21 protein-coding genes and 3 tRNA genes are annotated in these 22,253 nt (G+C 32.3%); 18 read left to right on the top strand and 6 right to left on the bottom strand.

Features of this window, described 5'->3' with window-relative positions; genetic code table 11:
* Positions 1 to 71: 71 nt before the first annotated feature.
* On the top strand, positions 72 to 2,114 hold the full coding sequence (locus tag ACFFGL_RS01965; RefSeq protein ID WP_309727349.1) for a DUF349 domain-containing protein: 2,043 nt from the start codon (positions 72 to 74) through the stop codon (positions 2,112 to 2,114).
* Positions 2,115 to 2,143: 29 nt separating this feature from the next.
* Entirely contained in the window at positions 2,144 to 3,016 is an 873-nt protein-coding gene (locus tag ACFFGL_RS01970; protein WP_309727350.1) for a DUF808 domain-containing protein, read from the top strand.
* 86 nt (positions 3,017 to 3,102) lie between these two features.
* Here the strand turns inward: ACFFGL_RS01970 and rpsA are convergent, their stop codons facing one another.
* The gene (rpsA, locus tag ACFFGL_RS01975) at positions 3,103 to 4,926 is read right to left on the bottom strand and encodes a 30S ribosomal protein S1 (RefSeq protein ID WP_309727351.1); all 1,824 of its coding nucleotides are present in this window, start codon (positions 4,924 to 4,926) and stop codon (positions 3,103 to 3,105) included.
* A 180-nt stretch (positions 4,927 to 5,106) separates the two neighbouring features.
* Positions 5,107 to 5,796: a (d)CMP kinase gene (gene cmk / locus ACFFGL_RS01980; protein ID WP_309727352.1), complete on the bottom strand. Its 690-nt coding sequence runs from the start codon at positions 5,794 to 5,796 to the stop codon at positions 5,107 to 5,109.
* Between the two features lie 67 nt (positions 5,797 to 5,863).
* Here cmk and ACFFGL_RS01985 point away from each other — a divergent pair, with 67 nt between their 5' ends.
* Positions 5,864 to 6,583 carry a hypothetical protein gene (locus tag ACFFGL_RS01985; RefSeq protein ID WP_309727353.1) on the top strand — a complete coding sequence of 240 codons (720 nt, stop codon included), beginning with the start codon at positions 5,864 to 5,866 and terminating at the stop codon, positions 6,581 to 6,583.
* An 89-nt stretch (positions 6,584 to 6,672) separates the two neighbouring features.
* Complete coding sequence (locus tag ACFFGL_RS01990) at positions 6,673 to 9,051, top strand: DUF5686 and carboxypeptidase-like regulatory domain-containing protein (RefSeq protein ID WP_309727354.1); 2,379 nt, start codon at positions 6,673 to 6,675, stop codon at positions 9,049 to 9,051.
* A 1-nt stretch (position 9,052) separates the two neighbouring features.
* Here ACFFGL_RS01990 and porQ read toward each other — a convergent pair whose 3' ends face one another.
* Positions 9,053 to 10,075: a type IX secretion system protein PorQ gene (gene porQ / locus ACFFGL_RS01995; RefSeq protein WP_309727355.1), complete on the bottom strand. Its 1,023-nt coding sequence runs from the start codon at positions 10,073 to 10,075 to the stop codon at positions 9,053 to 9,055.
* An 86-nt stretch (positions 10,076 to 10,161) separates the two neighbouring features.
* Complete coding sequence (locus ACFFGL_RS02000; RefSeq protein ID WP_309727356.1) at positions 10,162 to 11,091, bottom strand: FKBP-type peptidyl-prolyl cis-trans isomerase; 930 nt, start codon at positions 11,089 to 11,091, stop codon at positions 10,162 to 10,164.
* A 75-nt stretch (positions 11,092 to 11,166) separates the two neighbouring features.
* On the opposite strand from ACFFGL_RS02000, the gene ACFFGL_RS02005 reads away from it, so the two are divergent.
* The gene (locus tag ACFFGL_RS02005) at positions 11,167 to 11,550 is read left to right on the top strand and encodes an RNA-binding S4 domain-containing protein (protein ID WP_309727357.1); all 384 of its coding nucleotides are present in this window, start codon (positions 11,167 to 11,169) and stop codon (positions 11,548 to 11,550) included.
* A gap of 33 nt (positions 11,551 to 11,583) precedes the next feature.
* A complete protein-coding gene (locus ACFFGL_RS02010; protein ID WP_309727358.1) occupies positions 11,584 to 12,087 on the top strand; it encodes a phosphoribosyltransferase family protein in 504 nt (167 codons plus the stop codon).
* Here ACFFGL_RS02010 and ACFFGL_RS02015 read toward each other — a convergent pair.
* Entirely contained in the window at positions 12,079 to 12,600 is a 522-nt protein-coding gene (locus tag ACFFGL_RS02015) for a shikimate kinase (RefSeq protein ID WP_309727359.1), read from the bottom strand. The two genes, ACFFGL_RS02010 and ACFFGL_RS02015, sit on opposite strands and share 9 nt — an antisense overlap.
* 123 nt (positions 12,601 to 12,723) lie before the next feature.
* Between ACFFGL_RS02015 and ACFFGL_RS02020 the strand changes: the two genes are divergently transcribed.
* From ACFFGL_RS02020 to ACFFGL_RS02055, 8 genes are all read left to right on the top strand, one after another.
* A tRNA-Lys gene (locus tag ACFFGL_RS02020) sits at positions 12,724 to 12,796 on the top strand.
* Positions 12,797 to 12,818: 22 nt separating this feature from the next.
* Positions 12,819 to 12,891, top strand: a tRNA-Lys gene (locus ACFFGL_RS02025).
* Between the two features lie 44 nt (positions 12,892 to 12,935).
* Positions 12,936 to 13,019: transfer RNA gene (locus ACFFGL_RS02030), tRNA-Leu, on the top strand.
* Positions 13,020 to 13,425: 406 nt separating this feature from the next.
* On the top strand, positions 13,426 to 14,319 hold the full coding sequence (locus ACFFGL_RS02035; protein ID WP_309727360.1) for a MerR family transcriptional regulator: 894 nt from the start codon (positions 13,426 to 13,428) through the stop codon (positions 14,317 to 14,319).
* Positions 14,319 to 15,779 (top strand): phytoene desaturase family protein, encoded by a 1,461-nt coding sequence (locus tag ACFFGL_RS02040; protein WP_309727361.1) that lies wholly within the window; start codon positions 14,319 to 14,321, stop codon positions 15,777 to 15,779. Before ACFFGL_RS02035 ends, ACFFGL_RS02040 begins: the two co-directional genes overlap by 1 nt.
* Positions 15,780 to 15,785: 6 nt before the next feature.
* Entirely contained in the window at positions 15,786 to 16,625 is an 840-nt protein-coding gene (locus ACFFGL_RS02045) for a phytoene/squalene synthase family protein (RefSeq protein WP_309727362.1), read from the top strand.
* 1 nt (position 16,626) lies between these two features.
* Complete coding sequence (locus ACFFGL_RS02050; protein WP_309727363.1) at positions 16,627 to 17,079, top strand: sterol desaturase family protein; 453 nt, start codon at positions 16,627 to 16,629, stop codon at positions 17,077 to 17,079.
* A gap of 14 nt (positions 17,080 to 17,093) precedes the next feature.
* On the top strand, positions 17,094 to 18,239 hold the full coding sequence (locus ACFFGL_RS02055; protein ID WP_309727364.1) for a lycopene cyclase family protein: 1,146 nt from the start codon (positions 17,094 to 17,096) through the stop codon (positions 18,237 to 18,239).
* A 126-nt stretch (positions 18,240 to 18,365) separates the two neighbouring features.
* On the opposite strand, the gene ACFFGL_RS02060 is transcribed toward ACFFGL_RS02055, so the two are convergent.
* On the bottom strand, positions 18,366 to 18,800 hold the full coding sequence (locus tag ACFFGL_RS02060; protein ID WP_309727365.1) for a PepSY-like domain-containing protein: 435 nt from the start codon (positions 18,798 to 18,800) through the stop codon (positions 18,366 to 18,368).
* Positions 18,801 to 18,928: 128 nt separating this feature from the next.
* Here ACFFGL_RS02060 and ACFFGL_RS02065 point away from each other — a divergent pair, with 128 nt between their 5' ends.
* The 4 genes from ACFFGL_RS02065 (at position 18,929) to ACFFGL_RS02080 (ending at position 22,251) form a co-directional block, all read left to right on the top strand.
* Positions 18,929 to 19,606: a response regulator transcription factor gene (locus tag ACFFGL_RS02065; protein WP_309727366.1), complete on the top strand. Its 678-nt coding sequence runs from the start codon at positions 18,929 to 18,931 to the stop codon at positions 19,604 to 19,606.
* Complete coding sequence (gene porY, locus ACFFGL_RS02070) at positions 19,603 to 20,886, top strand: PorY family sensor histidine kinase (RefSeq protein ID WP_309727367.1); 1,284 nt, start codon at positions 19,603 to 19,605, stop codon at positions 20,884 to 20,886. Before ACFFGL_RS02065 ends, porY begins: the two co-directional genes overlap by 4 nt.
* A gap of 63 nt (positions 20,887 to 20,949) precedes the next feature.
* Complete coding sequence (locus tag ACFFGL_RS02075) at positions 20,950 to 21,393, top strand: PepSY-like domain-containing protein (protein ID WP_309727368.1); 444 nt, start codon at positions 20,950 to 20,952, stop codon at positions 21,391 to 21,393.
* A gap of 12 nt (positions 21,394 to 21,405) precedes the next feature.
* Positions 21,406 to 22,251 carry a hypothetical protein gene (locus ACFFGL_RS02080; protein ID WP_309727369.1) on the top strand — a complete coding sequence of 282 codons (846 nt, stop codon included), beginning with the start codon at positions 21,406 to 21,408 and terminating at the stop codon, positions 22,249 to 22,251.
* Positions 22,252 to 22,253: the final 2 nt, after the last annotated feature.

Here is a 22,253-nt window from a genome sequence, read left to right on the forward strand (position 1 = left end):
TTTTTTGCAGAGTATAACGGGAGTTACTATCTTTCAAGTCTATAATTAATTGAACCTAAACATTGAAAGATATGTCTGAAGAGCAAAAAAATCCGGAAAGCGAAGAAGCAAAAAAAGCACAAGAAGAACAGCAAAAAACTTCTGAAGATCAAAATTCAACTGAAGAAAAACCTTCTCCTGAAAAAATTTCTGAAGAAGAAAACCTACCTTCTAATACAGAACAAGCGGTAGTTGAAGAAGTTTCAGAAAATACAGAAGAAAATTCAGATAAAACTGAAGAAACTCCTGTAAAAGCTGAAGAAAATGAAGATTCTTCAAAAGACAAAGATGTCCATGAAGAAATGGACGATTCGCTTGCTGAAGATAGTGAAGATGAAGAAAACGGAAAACGCCACGACATAGAAATGAAAGATTACCACGCCATGAATATGGGCGAATTGGTAAGCGAACTTTCACGCCTGGTAAAAAATGAAAAAATTCAAGCCATTCGCGAACACGTTCAAGAAATAAAAACGGAATTCGATGCGAAGTTTGAAGAAGAAATGGAACAGAAAAAAGAAGATTTTCTGGAAGAAGGTGGAAACATTATCGATTTTCACTACTCGAGTCCCGTAAAAAAAGAATTCAATACCGTTTATTTCGATTATAAAGAAAAACGAAATAAATATTACCAAGAGCTTAAACAAAACCTCAACGAAAATTTAAAACAACGCCTAGGAATAATTGAAGAATTAAAAGGAATGATTGGCGTCGGCGCAGATATGAACAGCAATTTTCAGCAATTTAAAGAATTACAAGATCGCTGGAAAAAAGCTGGACCCGTTCCGCGTGAAGAGTACAAAGATATTTGGCGAACTTACCATCATCACGTAGAACATTTTTACGATTTTCTTCATCTCGATCGCGAGTTTAGAGATATGGATTTTAAGCATAATCTTGAACAAAAATTAAAGATTATCGCTCGTGCAGAAGAGCTTGCCCAAGAAAAAAACATTAATCGAGCATTTAGAGAATTACAAATGCTTCACAAAATGTGGAAAGAAGATCTCGGACCCGTTGCCAAAGAATACCGGGAAGATATTTGGGATAAATTTAGTGAAGCTACCAAACAAATTCACGAAAATAGACAAGCGCATTTTGCTGAACTCGATAAAGAAAAAGAAAAAAATCTTGAGGTAAAACAAGACATTATTAAAAATATTGAAGAAATCGCCGAGCAAGATATTAACGCTCACAATCAAGCGCAGCAAAATATTAAAAAAATTGAAAATCTTCGAGAATCATTTTTTAAAGCGGGAAAAGTGCCGCGTAATGTAAATGAAGAAACGTGGTCTGCATTTAAAGAAGCGGTTAGAAAATTCAACAGAAAGAAAAACGCTTTTTATAAAAACCTTAAAAAAGACCAATACGAAAATTTAGAGAAGAAATTAGCGCTTGTCGAAATTGCTGAAAAACATCAAGATAGTGAGGATTACAAAGAAGTGACTCCAATCATGAAAAAAATTCAGGACGATTGGAAAAAAATTGGTCACGTTCCTCGAAAAGACAGCGATAAAATTTGGAAACGCTTTAAAAAAGCTTGCAACCATTATTTCGATAAAATGCACGCTTCGCGGAAAGAAGAAAATAAGGAAGAATTGGAAGCTTTTGATAATAAAAAAGAATTATTAGAAGAAACTAAAAATTTAGAATTATCGGGCGAGCACAAAAAAGACCTTTCTACCATTAAAGAGCAAATTGCAAAATGGAAAGAACTTGGTCGCGTACCCTATAATAAACGCTATATCGAAGGAAAATTCAACAAAGCGCTCGATCATCTTTTCAGTCAATTAGATGTTGATAAAAAGCAGGCTGAAATGATGAAATATGAAAATAGAATTCAAGCCTTAGATGAAGCCGACGATGATCGAAAAATTGAAAAAGAAGAATTTTTCTTACGGAAAAAAATTACCGAAACCAAAGCTGAAATCAATCAGTTAGAAAATAATATGCAATTTTTCTCGAATGCAGACGAAAGCAATCCGTTGGTAAAAGAGGTTATTAATAACATAAAACGCCACAAAGAACAATTAGCTACGTGGAAAGAGAAACTTAAAAAAGTAAGATCTCTATAAGTTTTTAAAGATTCAACCTCAATAAATTTATGGCATCAGGAATTTTTGCAATATTAGATGATATTGCTGCCTTAATGGACGATGTGGCTACAATGAGCAAAGTAGCCGCAAAAAAAACAGCCGGTATTTTAGGAGACGATTTAGCTGTAAATGCTGAAAAAGCATCGGGCTTTGTTTCTTCTCGGGAAATACCGGTACTTTGGGCAATTACTAAAGGCTCATTACTGAATAAACTTATTATTTTACCCATCGCATTTTTATTAAGTGCTTTTTTGCCCATCGCAATCACCATTATTTTACTTCTCGGTGGTTTATATTTAGGCTTTGAAGGAGCCGAAAAAATTTATCATTTTTTTGTTCCACATACCGAATCTAAAAAGGAAGAGCTTAAAGAAGCGAAAACCAAAGAAGAAATTCTTGCAATTGAAAAAGAACGCGTAAAATCTGCTATCGTAACCGATTTTATATTGTCGGTAGAAATTGTAATTATCGCCCTTGGAACGGTTGTTGGCGAACCGATAGTAGAACAAATTCTTGTGGTTAGTGTTATTGCAATGCTTGCAACAATTGGCGTTTACGGAATTGTAGCTTTAATTGTTAGAATGGATGAAGCCGGATATTACTTAATTGAAAAAAGTGATCAAAAATCTGGATTTAAAGTAAAATTAGGAAAATTTCTAGTTGCGGCGCTTCCCAAAGTAATTAAAGGATTGACTATTGTTGGTACCATCGCACTAATTTTAGTTTCCGGTGGTATTTTTGTTCATAACTTAGATTTTCTACATGATATTATTCCGCATGCAATTCCTTCGATTATCGCTGAATTTATCATGGGCTTAATTTTTGGTTTTATGTGCTTCTTAGTTGTAAAGCTTTTTATGAAAGTTAAAAACAGTATCTAATTCCACTTTTTAAAAATCCAAACCAATAAAAAACCCTTTCGATTGCTCGAAAGGGTTTTTAATATATTTATAAAATAGTTAGAAAATTATTTTCCTTCCATTCTATCTTTTAAGGCTTGTAAATCTGCGTTTGCATCACCAAGGGTTGGCTTGTCTTCTTGCTGAGATTTCTTAGCTGCTTGCTTCACAATTTTAGCCTCTTCTTCTTTATGAATAGACATATGTGATGCTACAACTCTCTTGAATTCTTTATTGAATTCAATGATTATAAATTCAGCTTCATCACCTTTTCCTAGTTTAGAACCATCTTCTTTTTCTAAGTGACGAGTTGGTACAAAAGCAGTAATATCTTCATTAAATTCGATAGTTGCTCCTTTATCTACCATTTCATCGATTTTTGCAGTATGTTTTGTTCCAACTGCAAACTCTTGCTCGTACTTATCCCAAGGGTTATCTTCTGTTTGTTTGTGACCTAAGCTTAGTTTACGCCCTTCAACATCAAGTTCAAGAACAACAACGTCTAACTTATCACCAACGTTACAAAATTCTGATGGATGCTTAATTTTCTTAGTCCAAGAAAGGTCTGAGATATAAATTAAACCATCGATACCTTCTTCTAATTCTACGAATACACCAAAGTTAGTAAAGTTTCTTACTACTCCTGTGTGACGAGAACCAACTGGGTATTTAGAAGTAATATCTGTCCATGGATCTGGCGTTAATTGCTTAATACCAAGTGACATTTTACGCTCTTCTCTATCTAAAGTTAAGATTTGCGCTTCAACTTCATCACCAACATTTACGAAATCTTGAGCTGAACGTAAGTGTGTGCTCCAAGACATTTCAGAAACGTGAATTAATCCTTCAACACCTTCTGCAACTTCAATAAACGCACCGTAATCTGCAATTACAACTACTTTTCCTTTTACTTTATCACCAACTTTTAAGTCTTGATCTAAAGCTTCCCAAGGATGCTTGCTTAATTGCTTAAGACCTAATTGAATTCTTGTCTTAGCCTCATCGAAGTCTAAGATTACAACATTCAATTTCTGATCAAGCTCTACAATCTCGTTTGGATGATTGATTCTTGACCAAGAAAGGTCTGTAATATGGATTAATCCGTCAACTCCACCAAGGTCAACAAACACACCGTAAGAAGTAATATTCTTCACAGTACCTTCTAATACTTGACCTTTTTCTAATTGACCGATAATTTCTTTTTTCTGCTCTTCAATATCAGCCTCGATAAGTGCTTTATGAGAAACTACAACGTTTTTAAATTCGTGGTTAATTTTCACCACTTTAAATTCCATTGTTTTTCCTACGTAAGCATCGTAATCTCTAATTGGCTTCACATCAATTTGAGAACCTGGTAAGAACGCTTCAATTCCAAAAACGTCTACAATCATACCACCTTTTGTACGGCATTTTACAAAACCGTTTACAATAGTTCCTTCTTCGTGAGCTCTGTTTACGCGTTCCCAAGCTTTGATAACACGCGCTTTACGGTGAGATAATACTAACTGACCGGTTGCGTCTTCACGCACATCAATAAGTACTTCAACTTTATCACCTTCTTTAAGATCTGGGTTGTAACGGAATTCGTTTAATGAAACAACACCTTCACTTTTTGCATTGATATCTATAATTGCGTCACGATCTGTAATATTAATTACAGTTCCTTCTACAACTTCGTCATCTAATGTGTCTACAAAGTTTTCTGCTACTAATTGTTCGAATTCTTCTAGCTTTTTATCATCAATCGGGTCGATTCCTTCTTGGTAATTGTGCCAGTTAAATTCTTCTAAGAATTTTTCAGGATTTTCTTGTTGTTTAGAAGGTGCCGGTTGAGAATCGGTTTTCATTCCTTCTACTTCCTGAATTTTAGTGTTTTTGTTTTCTTCAGCCATTGCTGATCTAAAAATTTGTATTCTATATTTCTTCGGAAAATTAAACAGCTAAATATAGAAGCGTTTATAAAAATTAAGTTTTATCCCTTTCTCTTTCCGAATTGCCGCGAAAAAGGAGTGCAAAAATACAACTTATTTTTTGATATTCAAATATTTAGAAGAAATCTATTTTACTAAGCCTCAAGCTTTTATTTTTTCTTTTGCTAACTGAAGAATTTTTTGGAATTGTTCGTCTGGATTTAAGTGAGAATTATCGACCACAATGGCGTCTTCAGCTTTTTTTAAAGGCGAATCTTTTCGGGAGCTATCAACTTTATCGCGCTCTTCAATATTTTGAATTACTTCTTGAAAGGTAACGTTTTCACCTTTTGCTATTAATTCATCAAACCTACGTTTCGCACGCGTTTCCGCGGAAGCGGTCATAAAAATTTTTAATTCTGCTTGTGGAAAAACTACCGTTCCGATATCGCGACCATCCATAACAATTCCTTTTTTCTCACCAAGTTCGTGTTGCTGTTTTACTTGCATTTTTCGAACTTCAGGAACTGCGGCAATTGTACTTACGAATTGTGAAACGCTTAAGGTTCTTATTTCGTTTTCAACATTTTTTCCGTTTAAATAGATTTCAGCAAAACCTTTTTCGGTATTAAAATGAAATTCTAGTTTAATTTCAGCTAAAGAATTTATAAGCTTTTCTTTTTTAAAATATTCTTTTGAAATGAAATTATGTTGCATTGCATATAGCGTAACTGCTCGGTACATTGCGCCGGTATCTACATAAACGTAACCTAACTTTTTGGCTAATTGTTTGGCTACGGTACTTTTACCTGTAGATGAAAACCCGTCGATGGCGATGATTATTTTTTTCAAAGTGAGCAGTTTTTAGATACGCGAAAATAATGCTATTTTAGAGAACTCACCAATTTCAAACCTTAGAATGAAAAAAATACTTTTCCTATTTTTTGTTTGTTTAGCATGTTTTTCTTGTACACGTTTGGCAATGGATATTTTTATTAAAGATGAGCCTAAACTTGAAGTTTTACAACATAATATGACGGGGAAAACCTTAGCATTTTTACCGATGACTCATATTGCAAAGCCCAAATTTTATGAGCAAGTAAAGTTTAAAGTAGATTCGTTAAGAAATGAAGGTTTTGTTATTTTTTATGAAGGTGTTTCGTTAACTAAAGAAAATGATTTAGATAGTTTACAAAAAGATACTTTATATCGAAAAATACGTAAACTAATGGGATTTCATCTTGGGCACGGTTATAAAGAAAAGGAAAATAAATCACTACCAAGTGCTTTTCGCAACACAAAAAAATATATAAACCAAACGAAGAAAAATACCGGAATTACCGATTGTGATTATAAAGTAGATATTCCGATTGATAAATTAATTAAAAGGTTTGAAGAAGATCGAATTAAAATAAAACTGAATGATTGTGATTGGGAAACCGGACTTTATGAAAAATATAATTGTGATGATAGCTATGAAAATGATTATGTTGTTATGCAATTGCGAAATGAATATATTTTAGAACGAATCCGTTTTTCAAAACAACAAAAAATTGCATTGGTTTATGGTAGCGGTCATTTTAAACGAATGCAATATGAATTAAATTCTTCCGGTTTTAAACCGATTGAAAAAGAATAATAATATATAAATAAGAGCGTTATTTAATTTATATCAGTTTGAAGAAAATATAAAAGTAACTCACCTTTTATTAAACGGCTCTTATTCTTATGGTAAAAAATATATTGAGTTTATTTCTGTTTTTTATAACGCTAATTTCTTTTGCTCAACAAGAAATTTCAGGAATTATTGTAAATGAAGAAACACAAGAGCCGCTAGCATTTGTAAACGTAACTTTTAAAAATAATCCTTCAATAGGAACCATTAGTGATATTGACGGAAAATTTTCAATAGCATTGAATGAAAATTCTGCTGAACTTAAATTCTCCTATATTGGTTTTCAAACAAAGGTCATCAAAGTTACTACTGGCGATTCTTCCCTTAATATTTCTTTAAAACCATCGGAAGAACAATTGAGCGAAATAATACTTAGTTCTGAAAATCCCGCTATTCCAATCATAAAAAAAGTGATTGCTAATCGAGAGAAAAATCACCCAGAAAACTTACCTGAATTTTCTCACGATTATTACAACAAAGTAATTTTTGATGTGGAAAGCGATGGAAAAAAAATAGATTCTGCTTTTAACAAAGTTTTTAAAGGAGGCCATATTTTAGTGATGGAATCTATCACTAAAAAAGAGTTTAAACACCCCAGACTTACCAATGAAACGGTCGTTGCTAATAAAGTTTCGGGATTTAAAAACCCAATGTTTACCACCATTGCTACCAACATGCAACCTTTTTCTTTCTATGATGAAGTAATTAAATTAATGGACATGCATTTTTTAAACCCTATAAGTGATGGGGCTTTAAATAAATACGATTATAAATTAAAAGAAACGCTTCTTCAAAATAATGATACAATTCATTTAATTTCATTTCAACCTAAAGAAGGAAAAAATATTGAAGGATTAAAAGGCTTGCTTTATATCAACACAAAAGGCTATGCGATTCAAAATGTAATCGCTACGCCATTTGAAGAAATGAAAATGGATTTAAAAATTCAGCAACAATATCAATATTTACCGGAGAAGGTATGGTTTCCCGAACAATTAAATTATTCATTAAAGTTTTCTACTGATGCCGGCGAGAGTAATAATTTCATTATTGCTGAAGGAAAAAGTTACATCCGCAATGTAAACCTTCAGCCTAATTTAACCACCAAAAATTTTTCTGCGGTAGTCTTAAAAATAGATGAAGAAGCTACTAAAAAAGACAATTTATATTGGGAAACCAACAGGACCGTTCCGTTAAGCGAAGAGGAAAGCATTACCTATCGTGTAGTAGATAGTTTAGGCGAAAAATTGAAAATAGATAAAATTATTTCTTATACAAATAAACTTCCACAGGGTAAAATACCAATTGGCAAGATAGACTTAGATCTAACAAAATTGTTTGGTTACAATAAACATGAAGGCACAAGACTTGGAGCAGGATTATATACAAATGAAAACCTAATCAAAAATACAGAATTAGGAGGTTACTTTGGTTATGGTTTTAATGATTACAAATGGAAATATGGCCTAAGTGCAAAATACATCATTTCTAAGGATAATGATATTTTTGTCAAAGCTGCTTATCAGGACGATATTCAAGAAATTGGCAGTTATGGTTTATCGCTTTCTGAAGAAATATTTAATGGCCTACGTGATTTTATGATCGAAAAAGTAGACCATATTCAAAAATACAGCTTCTCCGGTGGTTTTAGAAGTTTTAAATACTTATTAACTGAAATTGAATTAAATCAGGCTAAAATTACACCACTCAATAATTATACTTTTGAAGCACCAGATTATAATTTCAATCCATTTTACCATACAAGTGCTTCTATAAAACTACGCTATGCGTATGGCGAAAAGTTTATACAAACTCCTTATCAAAAAACGAGTTTAGGTACCCAATTCCCTATTCTTACTTTGCAATACACTCAAGGATTTGACGGTTCATTTGAAGGTGATTTTAACTACCACAAAATAGAAGCGAGAATTGAGCAAAATGTTTTTCTAAAAAACTTCGGAAAGACTTCTTATAGAATTCAAGCGGGTTATATAGATGAAGTTTTACCTCGAAACTTATTATTTACCGGCGAAGGAAGCCACGATGATGATTTCCCGGTAGTAATTGAAAATACTTTCCAAACGATGTTGCCTTATGAATTTTTAAGTGATCGTTATGTAGATGTATTTTTAAGCCACAATTTTGGTTCTTTATTATTTAAATCCGGAAAATTTAATCCGGAAATTATTGTTCATCACAATTTAGGCTGGGGAGATTTAAATAACGACTACGTCCTTTATAATTTCGAAACCAAAGAAGATATTTATTTAGAAGGTGGATTGGAATTAGGAAGACTTTTAAAATTGAATTACTTTGATGTAGGTTTCATTACATTTGGCGCCGGAGCTTTTTATCGCTATGGAAATTATCATTTAGAAGATTTTGAAGATAATATTGCTCTAAAATTTAATATAGGCTTTAGCTTTAACTAACTTAATTCAAATCTAAATTCAACCCAAAAAAGCTGGAACTTGCCGCACTATTGTAACGTGCGTAGGTATAACTTAAGCGAAGTTTATTAAATTTAACAGAAAAACCGCCACTTAAGCCCGCAAAAGAACGTTGGTCTTCAATTCTTAATTCTTCCCCTCTTCTAAAGTTATAGCCTAAACGAATATTAAAACCGCCTTCAGGAAAAAGTTCCACCCCTAAAATAGTGTGTCGCAAAATATTATTAAAAAAACCAGGGTCGTTTGCTTGCACATTTCCTTCTAAATCGGTTTCATCTCTGGCCGTATTTCTAAAAGCTAACTTCCACTGTTGTAAGTTTTCTAAAGTTACGTGCCATCGAATTGGAATATCTTTTACTTGTTGAGAAATTCCTAAACCGACTTCTAACGGAAGTTTTTCATACACTTCATCATAAGCCGTAAATTGCGTTCCTGCGTTTCTCACTACACCGGAAACCACTAAATCCCAATCTTCATAATAATAAGTAATACCAAGATCTACCGCTCCACCAAGCGATGTATATTGCTCTAATTTGGAAGAGATTAATTTTAAGTTTGCACCGATATAAAAATCTGAAAATGGAATGTTATACGCGTAGCCAAAGGAAAGTGCTACTTCGCCACCACCAAATTCTCCGGTCGATTCTCCAAATTCATTATAACCGTCAAAAGTTCCGTAGTTTATATAATTTACGCTGGTATGAAAAACTTGTGTTCTTCTATCGTATAAATAGGCATAAGAAGCCGTTCCATAATTTACATCACCCAGATAATTCACATAATTTACAGAAAGTTGATTGTCCATTTTAGCATTAATCGTCGCGGGATTAAAAATTGCTGAAGTAGGATCGTAATCGTAAATCGTAAAGTTTTTTCCGCCTAATGCTGCTTGCCGTGGAGAAGCTACCAAATTTAAAAACTGATAGGTATACTTCCCTCCTATTTGCGCAATTGCAGTGGAGCAAAAAAATATAAGAAGTAAAAAAAGTACCCGATTTTTTGCCATAGGGTTAACTAAACAGATTTACATTGGTAGAAACGGGTGAAATGTACTTTTATTTTAAAATTTAAAACTTTGAGTTTTTTACCGAATTACATATCTGGATCTAAATAATCTGGCGTTCCATCATTATTACTGTCGATAAAATTAATTTCATCTAACGTAATAATTCCATCGCCATTTAAATCGTTTACTTCAATTTCATCGGCAGTCAGAATCCCATCACCATCGTCATCTGGATCTATAAAATTTTCTTGATTGTCTCGGTTAGAATTATCATCGCTATTTAAAACACCATCATCATTTAAGTCTTCATATTCTGAAGGAATTCCATCGTTATCGTGATCGGTCTGAATTCCTTTATATAACTGAAATGAATAAATAATAGGTTCATATTGACCAATAGGCGATGAAAGCGGTGGATTTGCAAAATATGCCAAACCTGAAGGAACAAATACAGCGCCAATTCCGTAATCATCAGAATAAGTTACGGTTCCATCTGCATTTTCAGTCACTTCAGAAGCGCCTCTAAATTCTGTTAAACCTTCAGAAAAACCTCTTCTGGCAATATCGGTTATTGGTAAATCTAATTTTACTGGAGTAACCGTTTCATTGGCTAATTCTCCCTCTAAAGTTTCTAATTTAAATGTCGTTATTACTTGATCAGCAAAACTTGGCTTATATTCAGTTTCTGCGCCTTGTCTAACCTGTAAATAATATAGTGTATAATCTACTTCATTCTGGGTTATTATTTTAGACTTTAAAAACTCCGAATCGATTAATGGTGTTTCATCTGGTGTTTCTTCAGTAATTTCAAAGAATTTAATTTCTCGATAGTCTGTATTTCCGGCAACAGGAATTAATTGAAAATAATGTGTTTCTAAGTATTCTACAATTTCAAGTTGGTCTTCTGCGGCAACTTCAGCTTGATCTCTTAATTTTACGCCATTATCGTCATCTGGAGAACATGCAATAAAAAGAGATAATAGTACGAAGAAGCTTATTTTTATTAATTTCATCATTGCTTATTTTTGAGGGTGCAAGATACAATTTTCTTATATTTTTGTTGAAGTGAATTACAATTAAATACTTTGCCTATGAGAGTTGATAAATATTTGTGGTGCATACGTTATTTTAAAACACGGAGTATTGCGACAAATGCCTGTAAAAAAGGACACGTAAGTGTAAATAATGATAAAGTGAAACCTTCGCGGGAAGTTTTTCCTACCGATAAAATTGAGGTTCGGAAAAATCAAATTAATTATATTGTTGAAGTTTTAGATATTCCAGAATCTAGGGTTGGCGCTAAATTGGTAAATATTTATGCCAATGACATTACACCAAAAGAGAATTTGGAAAAATTAGATTTATTAAAATATTCAAAAGATTATTATCGTAAAAAAGGAACAGGACGCCCAACCAAAAAAGACAGACGCGATATTGATGATTGGTTTGAAAACGGTCCAGAAGAAGAAATTTAGTTACTAATTTAAGTATCTTTGAAAAAAATAATTATGAAGCAAACTGCCACTACCCTTATTTTAAATCAGCATCAAATTCAGCAAAAAATAAGAAGAATTGCTTATCAAATTTATGAAAGCAATCTCGATGAAAAAGAAATTATAATTGCCGGTATTGCAAGTAATGGTTTTGAACTTGCCAAAAAACTAAAAACGCTTCTCGAAGAAATTTCACCCATAAAAATTTTAATCTGTGAAGTGAAAATTGACAAGAAAAAGCCGTTAAATGCTGTAAAAACTTCACTTTCTTCTACCGATTACGAGAACAAATCAATTATTTTAGTAGATGATGTTTTAAATTCCGGGACAACTTTAATTTACGGTGTAAAACATTTTTTAGAAGTTCCGCTGAAAAAATTCCAAACCGCTGTTTTGGTCGATCGAAGTCATAAAAAATATCCTGTAAAAGCTGATTTTAAAGGAATTTCCCTTTCCACTTCTTTAAGTGAAATGGTTCGAGTTAGTTTTGACGAGCCCAATAAAGTTGAATTACATTAATTTTTCTTTTAAAATAGCGACAATTTCAGTTAGCTTCATAGTTGTAGTATCTAAAATTAAATCACTTTGCATATAATAAAACTGACGCTCGAATAAATGTTTACGTATAAATTCTTCCAGTTTTTCTTCTGAAGAAATTTCTGCAATTAAAGGACGTGTAGCTTTTTCTGAAAATAAACGATCAGTTAACTTTTCTACGGAAACTTTTAAATAAATTAAAGTTACTTCTTCATTCTGTTGAAGAATTTCAAGATTATTCGCATAACAAGGCGTGCCGCCTCCCAGTGAAATTACCATCGATTTTTCTTCTTTCAATACATTTTTTAAGACCTCACTTTCCTTTTTTCTGAAATAAATCTCACTTTTTTCAGAAAATATTTCAGAAATATATCTTTTCTCTATTTTTTCAATTTCCTGATCTAATTCTATAAATTCTAAGCCTAATTCACTGGCTAACAATTTACCAACACTGCTCTTTCCGCTTCCCATATAACCACATAAAACTATTTTCATACCCTATAATTTACCGAAATTTGAAGTTTTTTTAAAGTTTTACAAATTTATAGCAATTTTGACTTGATAAATTAATAATAGGTTTTATATTTGCACCCGCATTCGCACAGCGGATATTTTTTTGATCTGGTAGCTCAGTTGGTAGAGCATCTCCCTTTTAAGGAGAGGGTCCTGGGTTCGAGCCCCAGCCAGATCACTTTTTATTGATATTACCAAACGATCTGGTAGCTCAGTTGGTAGAGCATCTCCCTTTTAAGGAGAGGGTCCTGGGTTCGAGCCCCAGCCAGATCACTTCTTGTTCTTCATATTTATAGAAATTTCCGCAGAGAACCTGAGCCCAGGTGCTGGAACTGGTAGACAGGCATGGTTGAGGGCCATGTGTCCATTAGGGCGTATGGGTTCGACTCCCATCCTGGGCACTTTTTTAAATTCAATTCTTTTTACAAAACCTACAGAAAAAATAATTAGTTTTTAATCAATAACTATTATTCTTCTGAAGAATATCTCATTTCTCATTCTTTTTCTCAGAATTCACTTATCTATTTAAACTCGCGTCTTATTAAAATCTTCCAAATCGTTAATAAAATCGCTAAAATTTTTAGTCCGAAAGCTACTAGTAAAAGTGCGTTTTCATCTAGCCAATATAATTTTCAGAATAACTCCAAAATAGTAAATAATAAAGCCATTAAAAAGATTACTATTTAACTTTAAATCTTAATTCAATCCATAATTAAATTTAAATAAAAAATATTGTTTAATCTTTTAACTAATTTTTTAAACAAAATAATAAGTTATATTTTTATTTTTGATGAAATAATATCGAAAATGACTTACATTAAACAACGTTTTACCATAAAAGATTTAGAAATCCTTAGCGGAATAAAAGCGCATACCATACGTATTTGGGAAAAACGTTACGATGTACTTTCGCCAGACAGAACCGACACCAATATTAGAATGTATGATGTTTCTGCCCTGCAACGAATTCTAAACATCGCTTTCTTAAACGAAAACGGCTATAAAATTTCTCGAATCTCTAAATTAAATGAGAAAGAGGTAAACCAGCTTGTAAATAGTATTTCAACATTAAATAGCAATGAAAGTCGAGCGATTAAAGCGTTAAAAGTTGCAATGTTCAATTTCGACCAATCGCTATTTATAAAAACCTATGATAGCCTGTTCGAGACTAAAAACTTTAGGGAAATTTTTCAAAAAGTTTTAATGCCGCTATTAAATGAAATCGGAACTTTATGGCAAACAAATACCATAAATCCAGCACACGAACATTTCATTTCCAACTTAATTCGGCAAAAATTATATGTAAATATTGAAAGATTACAAACGCAAAATCCTTCCAAAACCGATAAAATTTTCGTATTATTTCTTCCAGAAGATGAAATTCATGATTTAGGACTTTTATATGTTACCTACGAAATTTTAAGTCACGGCTACAAAACAATATATTTAGGGCATAGTTTACCAATGCTAGATTTACGCTATCTTACTGAAAATTATGAAAATATTCATTTTGTAAGTTATTTTACCGTAAAACCAGATGATATTTTAGGCTACATTAATGAATTTAAAAATGAAATTTGTAGTAAAGTATCTTGCAATTATTGGATTTTAGGGAGAAAAACAGAAAACTTAGATACCAGTACTTTTCCAGAGAGCATTAAAACTTTTAAAAATATCGATCAATTAATATTAAACCTGTAATGAAGAAAAAAGTAATTATAATTGGTTCCGGTTTTTCTTCATTAGCAGCAGCTTCGTATTTAGCGAAAAAAAAGTATGAAGTTGAAATTTTTGAAAAAAATCATGATATTGGCGGAAGAGCCAGACAATATAAAAATGAAGGATTCACATTTGATATTGGTCCAACTTGGTATTGGATGCCCGATGTTTTTGAACGTTTTTTTGCCGATTTCAATAAAAAACCTAGTGATTATTACGAGCTTATAAAATTGAATCCCGCTTATAAAGTTTTCTTTGGAAAAAAGGACAGCATTACTATTGGCGATACTTTAGAAAAAATTTGTCAAGCTTTTGAAGAAATTGAACCGGGAAGTTCAGCAGCGCTTCAAAAATTTATCGATAAAGCAAAAAAAAATTATGATATTGCCATAAAAGATTTGGTTTATCGGCCTGGAGTTTCTCCTCTCGAATTAATTACGCCACAAACCGCTAAAAAACTCAATCAATTTTTTAGTACGATTGCCCAAGATGTAAGAAAAGCTTTCAGCAATCCTAAATTAATTCAAGTATTAGAATTTCCGGTTTTATTTTTAGGCGCTAAACCTAGCGATACGCCGGCATTCTACAGTTTTATGAACTTTGCCGATTTCGGATTGGGAACTTGGCATCCAAAAGGCGGAATGTATCAAGTTATTTTAGCGATGAAAAATTTAGCGGAATCACTTGGGGTAAAAATTCATACCAATTCACCAGTTGAAAAAATTCTTGTTGAAGAAAATAAAGCCTGCGGAATTATTTCCAACGGAAAAAAAATTTCAGCAGATATTGTACTCAGCGGCGCCGATTATCACCATTCTGAAACGTTGCTCGATAAAAAACACCGCCAATATTCTGAAACGTATTGGGAACGCAGAACTTTCGCGCCATCTTCATTATTATTTTATGTCGGGTTCGATAAGAAAATTCAGAATGTAAATCATCATACCTTATTTTTTGATGTCGATTTTGGTAAACACGCCAATGCGATTTACGACAATCCCCAATGGCCGGAGAAACCTTTATTTTACGCAAGTTTTCCTTCAAAAACAGATCACGAAATTGCTCCTGAAGGAAAAGAAGCCGGAATATTTTTAATTCCGCTAGCGCCAGGCTTAAATGATGAACATTCGTTAAGAGAACGTTATTTCGAAAAGATAATTACACGTTTTGAAAGCATAACCGAACAAGAAGTCAGAAAAAATATTATATTTAAAAAGAGCTTTTGCGTAAATGATTTTGTAGAAGAATACAACTCCTATAAAGGCAACGCATACGGATTGGCAAATACACTTTTTCAAACGGCATTTTTACGCCCGAAACTGAAAAGTAAAAAGGTAAAAAGCTTGTATTTTACGGGACAATTAACCGTTCCCGGACCAGGCGTTCCACCTTCCTTAATTTCAGGAAAATTAGTGGCCGATCTTATTGAAAAACATAATTAAACACCTATGAAATCACTTTTTGACAGCGTATCAAGGCAATGCAGTAAAGCGGTAACGCATTCTTACAGCACGTCTTTTTCAATTGCCACCAAGTTACTTGCACCCTCAATTCGGCAAGATATTTACAATATTTATGGTTTTGTGCGTTTTGCAGATGAAATTGTAGATACGTTTCATGCTTACGACAAAGAATATTTGCTCGACAAATTTCAGTCAGATTTATATGAAGCGATCGATCAGAAAATTAGTTTAAACCCAATTTTAAACGCTTTTCAGGAAACGGTTCATAAGTATAATATTCAACCTGAATTATACAAAGCATTTTTAAAAAGCATGCGCTTAGATTTGCATAAATCGGTTTACCTTTCTGATGAAGAATACCAAGAATATATCTACGGAAGCGCAGATGTGGTTGGTTTAATGTGTTTAAAGGTTTTTGTAAAAGGTGATGAAAAAAAGTATGAAGAACTTAAAGAAGATGCAATGAAGTTGGGTTCTGCTTTTCAAAAAGTAAATTTCTTACGCGATTTAAAAGCAGATTATGAAGAATTAAGCCGATCCTATTTTCCGAATGCAAATATTGAGCAGTTAGACGAAACCACAAAGCAACAAATTATAGATGAAATCGAGGCAGATTTTAAACAAGCCTTGCACGGAATCGCGAAACTTCCCGTTGAAGCAAAACTTGGCGTTTATACGGCTTACATTTATTATTCAAAATTATTGTGTAAACTAAAAAAAACTCCGTCCTTAGAAATCAGAAAAAAACGAATTCGGGTCTCAGATTATCAAAAGGCAGGATTATTGTGTCGTTCATATATATCGTACCGATTAAATTTAATTTAGTATGCAAACCCTGTATTGGATTCTTATATTTTTAGGAACGTTTTGTTTTATGGAATTTATGGCGTGGTTTACCCATAAATTTATTATGCACGGTTTTTTATGGTCACTTCATAAAGACCATCATCACAAAGATCACAGCAGTTGGTGGGAACGCAATGATTTATTTTTTGTGTTTTACGCGCTGGTAAGTATTGGTTGTTTTTTACTGTGGAAATACGAAAATGTATGGTTTACCTTACCGATTGGTTTAGGAATTTTAGCCTACGGAATTGCCTATTTTACCGTTCACGATATTTTTATTCATCAACGCTTTAAGCTTTTTAGAAACGCCAACAATTGGTACGCAAAAGGAATTCGTCGTGCGCATAAGATTCATCATAAACATTTAGGAAAAGAAAAAGGTGAAAATTTCGGGATGCTCTTTGTTCCGTTAAAATATTTCAAAAATAAATAGCCGTATTTTCGCGTATGGCAACTTCTCATTTCGATTATATAATTGCAGGAAACGGTCTCGCAGGCCTTCAACTTGCGCTCGCTTTTGCTGAAGATGAATTTTTTAAGGAAAAGAAAATTGCTTTAATCGATAAATCTGCTAAAAGTGAAAACGATAAAACCTGGTGTTTTTGGGAAAAAGGAAATGGAAAATGGGATGAAATTATTTTCAAAACTTGGAAAAAAGGCAAATTTATAAGCGACAGAAAAAAAATAGATTTAGCGCTTCTACCCTATTCTTATAAAATGATTCGGTCTATTGATTTTTACCGATTCGCTAAAGAAAAAATTAGTTCGCATTCGAATTTCACTTTTATTTTAGATGAAATTAATGCAGTTGAAGAAAACGAAACTGTTACACTTCACGGAAAAGAAAATTCATACAATTGCAAGCATTTATTTGACAGCAGAATTCCACCAGAATTCTTTCAGCCGAATAATTCTATTAAAATTCAGCAACATTTTAAAGGCTGGATGATTGAAACGGAAAAGCCCGTTTTTAATGATTCCACATTTACAATGATGGATTATCGACTGCAATGGAAAAATTCAACCAGTTTTAGCTACATTTTACCAATTTCACCGACAAAAGCTTTTGTAGAATTTACATTTTTCACGCCTTTTTTAGTCGAAGAAAATGTATATGATAAAATGCTTCAACAATATATCGCTCAATTTCTAAATATAGAAAATTACAGCATTCTTGAAACAGAATTCGGAATTATCCCGATGACCGATTTTCCTTTTGAGAAATATAATACTTCAAAAATCACCAAAATAGGAACTGCCGGCGGTTGGGTAAAAGCTTCTACAGGATATTCGTTTAAAAGCACCGAAAAAAAAGTCGCTCAACTTATTGAAAACCTAAAAGATTTAGATAACCCGACAAAAGATTTATACGATAAAAAATTTCAGTATTACGATAAATTATTTTTAAGTGTTTTAGCGGAAGAAAACGAAAAAGGAAAATGGATTTTTGAACAATTTTACAGTAAAAATACTATTCAAGATATTTTTCAATATTTAGATGAAGAGACAGAAATTCCGCAAGATTTAAGAATAATGGGGTCTTTATTTTCAGTAGCTTTTATAAAAGCATTTTTTAGAAATTTATTCAATTAAATTTCTTCTCGACAAACCCGAAGAATTAAGAAGAAATATTTTATCATTTTTGATTCAAAATTGAAGTATTTACCTCAATTATCGAAAATAAAAAAAGCTGTCTGAAAAGACAGCTTTTTTTAATTTTTACTTAACTTCTTTTATTAGTTTTCCTTTAGCATCATAGACGACATCAATTTCATCGTTCCATTTTTCTAATTCTACTAAATAAGTAGTTTTTCCTTTTTCTTCACGAAGTTCACAATCATCAATACTGTAATCGCTATACTTACTTTTAATTGCACTTTTTATAGCGGTAGGCAATTCATTAGGCATAATTTCTTTTTCAAGTTTTACCTGCTTTCCATTAGATGTGTACCAAACTTCATAATCCATTCGTTCAATTTCAAATTCTACTTGATAATTATCCAATTCTTTTTCCCATTCAATATCTGTAGCGTTTTTATACGCTTTTTTAAATTGAGATTGAATAGCAGTTGGTACCTCAGAAGAAGCCATGTCTTGAGCATTTACAGTAAAACCAATAAATAGTAAAAGGACTAAACTTTTTAAAATTTTCATAGTATTTTATTTTTTAATTCGGCTCAAAAGAAAAACACAAATCTGAAATAAATTGGGAATGATTTATCGATTTACTTTTCCCATTTCTTTCCAGTTTTGAAAGTATCTTTGCATGAAATTAAATTTCTATGAAAGTTTTAATTATAGAAGATGAAGAAGAAATGCTTCAAAATATGAAGCAAACTTTAGAAAAAGAAGATTATCTAATAGAAACGGCCACCGATTATGATTCGGCTTTTTTAAAAATTGGTGTTTATGATTATGACTGCATTTTATTGGATATCTCACTTCCCGGTAAAAGCGGATTGGAAATTTTAAAAGAGCTTAAAAAGAGAGGGATTTCAGATGGAGTAATTATTGTTTCTGCTAAAAACTCTTTGGATGATAAATTGGAAGGGCTTCACTTAGGTGCCGACGACTATCTGCCAAAACCTTTTCATATGGCCGAATTGAATGCAAGGATCAAAGCTATTTTTAGAAGAAGAAATTTACAAGGTGATACTTTTATAGAAATTGAAAATCTAAAAATAGATATAGAAAACAGAATTGCTTTTGTTGAGGGAGAAGAATTATTGTTGAACCGAAAAGAGTTTGATATTCTTTTTTACCTTGCTTCTAACAAAAACCGCTTGGTTAACAAAACTGCCTTAGCTGAATACGTTTGGGGCGATCATATTGATCAAACTGATAGTTTTGATTTTATTTATTCTCAAATTAAAAACCTGAGAAAAAAATTAAAAGATCACCAAGCGCAAGTAGAGGTGAAAGCTATTTATGGTATTGGCTACAAGTTAGTAAGTTTATGAAACTACTGAATTATACCACCAAATATTTTGCGGCAATTTTATTATTTGCCCTTTTAATATTTACCTTGATTTTCTATTTTCAGATGTTGGACGAGATTTATGATAGTCTAGACGATGGGCTTGAAAATCAAAAAATACTTGTCATTAATAGAGCCAAAAAAGATCCAACTATCCTCCATAAAACTAGTTTTGAAGATGGCTATTACACCATTCATCCTACCACCTATTCAGAAATCAGGAATGTAAAAGATTCTTATCGGGACACATTAATGTATATGTTAAATGAAAAAGATTATGAGCCGGTTAGACTTTTAGAAACTGCATTTAGACAAGATGATAATTACTACAAATTAAAAGTAATTACTTCCATGGTAGAGGAAGATGACTTAATTGAAGATCTCCTCTATTCTATTTTATGGCTTTATATTGGGTTGATTGTTGGAGTCCTTTTATTGAACAATTGGGTCTTAAAAAGGTTATGGAGACCGTTTTATTCATTATTAAACAAACTCAAAAACTTCAATATTGAGAAAGAACAAAGTATTGATTTCGAAAAAACTAACATTGAAGAATTTCAATTACTAAACCTTCAGGTAAAAAAGTTATTACAAAAATCTATTGATAGTTTTAAAGCTCAAAAACAGTTCATAGAAAACGCTTCTCACGAATTGCAAACCCCTCTTGCCATTAGCATTAATAAATTAGAATTACTTGCTGAAAAAGAGGAGCTTTCTCCTAAGAATATCGCATTATTAGCTTCGGTATTAGAGAATTTAGAAAGAATGACCAGGCTTAATCAAGCACTGCTCTTACTCTCTAAAATCGATAATAAACAATTTGTAGAAGAAGAAAATTTAAATATCCCTGAAATTATAAATCAAATTGTCTATGATTTTTCAGATTTTGCGAAGCATAGAAATATAAAAATCAGTATTTCTTCGCAAGATGCTATTCAAAAATTCATGAATAAAGATTTGGCGGTTATTTTATTCACCAATCTCATCAAAAATGCAATAGTTCATGCTTCCCTAAATTCTATTATCAAAATTAAAATTCACAAGCAAAAAGTGATTATTGAAAATGAATCTGAAACCGGAAAACTAGACCATCAAAAATTATTTTCCAGATTTTATAAAGTTAACACCCGTAAAAATTCAACAGGATTAGGACTGTCCATTGCAAAAGCAATAGCAGATAAATATGGGTTAGCGCTTACTTACACTTATGATCGTCACCACCTATTTATAGTAGATTTCACTAAAAATTCACAAGTCACCTAATTACTTTCCAAATTCTTTCCAGAATCGTTTCTGAATTTAGCACCAGATTTAAAAACAGAAACGATGAAATTATTCTACTTCTTAAGCATATACCTTCTTCTAATAGCTTGCAAAGAAGAGGATGACCATTCTTTTACCACTGTGCCGTCGGTAGTAGCGAGCACCTTTCAATCTAACTTTCAAAATACGATAGGATTGGAATGGGAAGTGGTAGGTAAAAACTTTGAAGCAGAATTTGAACTAGCCTCTATAGAATATAAAGCACTTTTCAATAAAAAAGGAGAACTTTTAAAGTATAAAAAAGATTGCTCCTATTCACAACTTCCCCAAAACTTAAAGCAAATTTTAAATGAAAATTTTGAATTGAATCAATTAGATGAAATTGAGCAAATACATATCAGGGGAAGAAATTATTATCAACTAGAGATAGAACAATCGTTCACAGAATTGAAAAAGCTTTTTAACGCAAACGGAAATTTAATAAATACTATCCCCATTTGGGATTAAAAAACGACAACTATGAAAACTGAACTAAAAATTATTCTAGGACTCTTTCTTATTATTGGGCTAACCGTATTTGCTTTTACCAATAAAAGATTGGAACAACCCAAGGAAAATTATGAATACACTATTCTTAATCGTTGGGAACTACCCGAAATTTTAGAAGAAGTCTCCGGTATTTCTTGGATAGGAAATAATAAAGTTGCCTGTATTCAAGATGAAGAAGGGAGTATCTTTATTTACAATTTAAAAACCTCTCAACTAGAAGATACCATAGATTTTGCCAATAAAGGTGATTATGAAGATATTGTAATCAACCATCAGGATGCTTACGTGTTAAGAAGCGACGGGATTATTTTTGGTGTAGAAAATTACCTTACTGACCCAACGGTAACAGAATATGCTACTTTTAATGATGATTCTAGAAATGTAGAAGGTTTAACCTTAGATAAAGTGCATAACCGATTATTACTTGCGGTAAAAGATGAAAAGCACGAGGAGAAAGCCTTTAAAGGAATCTACGCCCTTGACTTAGCAACAAAGAAGTTCCAATTTTTACCGGAATATAAAATACATTTAAATGATGAAATTTTTAAAAACTTAGCGGTAAAGAAAACCCATAAACTTATGCGACCTTCTGCACTAACCTTTACCAATGATGCAGAAGAAATCTATTACTTAGATGGGGCTCAACCTAAATTTCTAATTTCAGATAAAGAGGGAAACCTTAAAAAGCTTTATCACTTAAACGAAGAGGAGTTTAACCAACCGGAAGGAATTACCATAAGTCCCGATAATAGAATCTTTATTTCCAATGAAGGTAAGAAAGGAAAGCCTAATATTTTAGAAGTTGAATTTCACTAAGC

Source organism: Mesonia maritima, from assembly GCF_042433895.1.
Taxonomy (GTDB): Bacteria; Bacteroidota; Bacteroidia; order Flavobacteriales; family Flavobacteriaceae; genus Mesonia; species Mesonia maritima.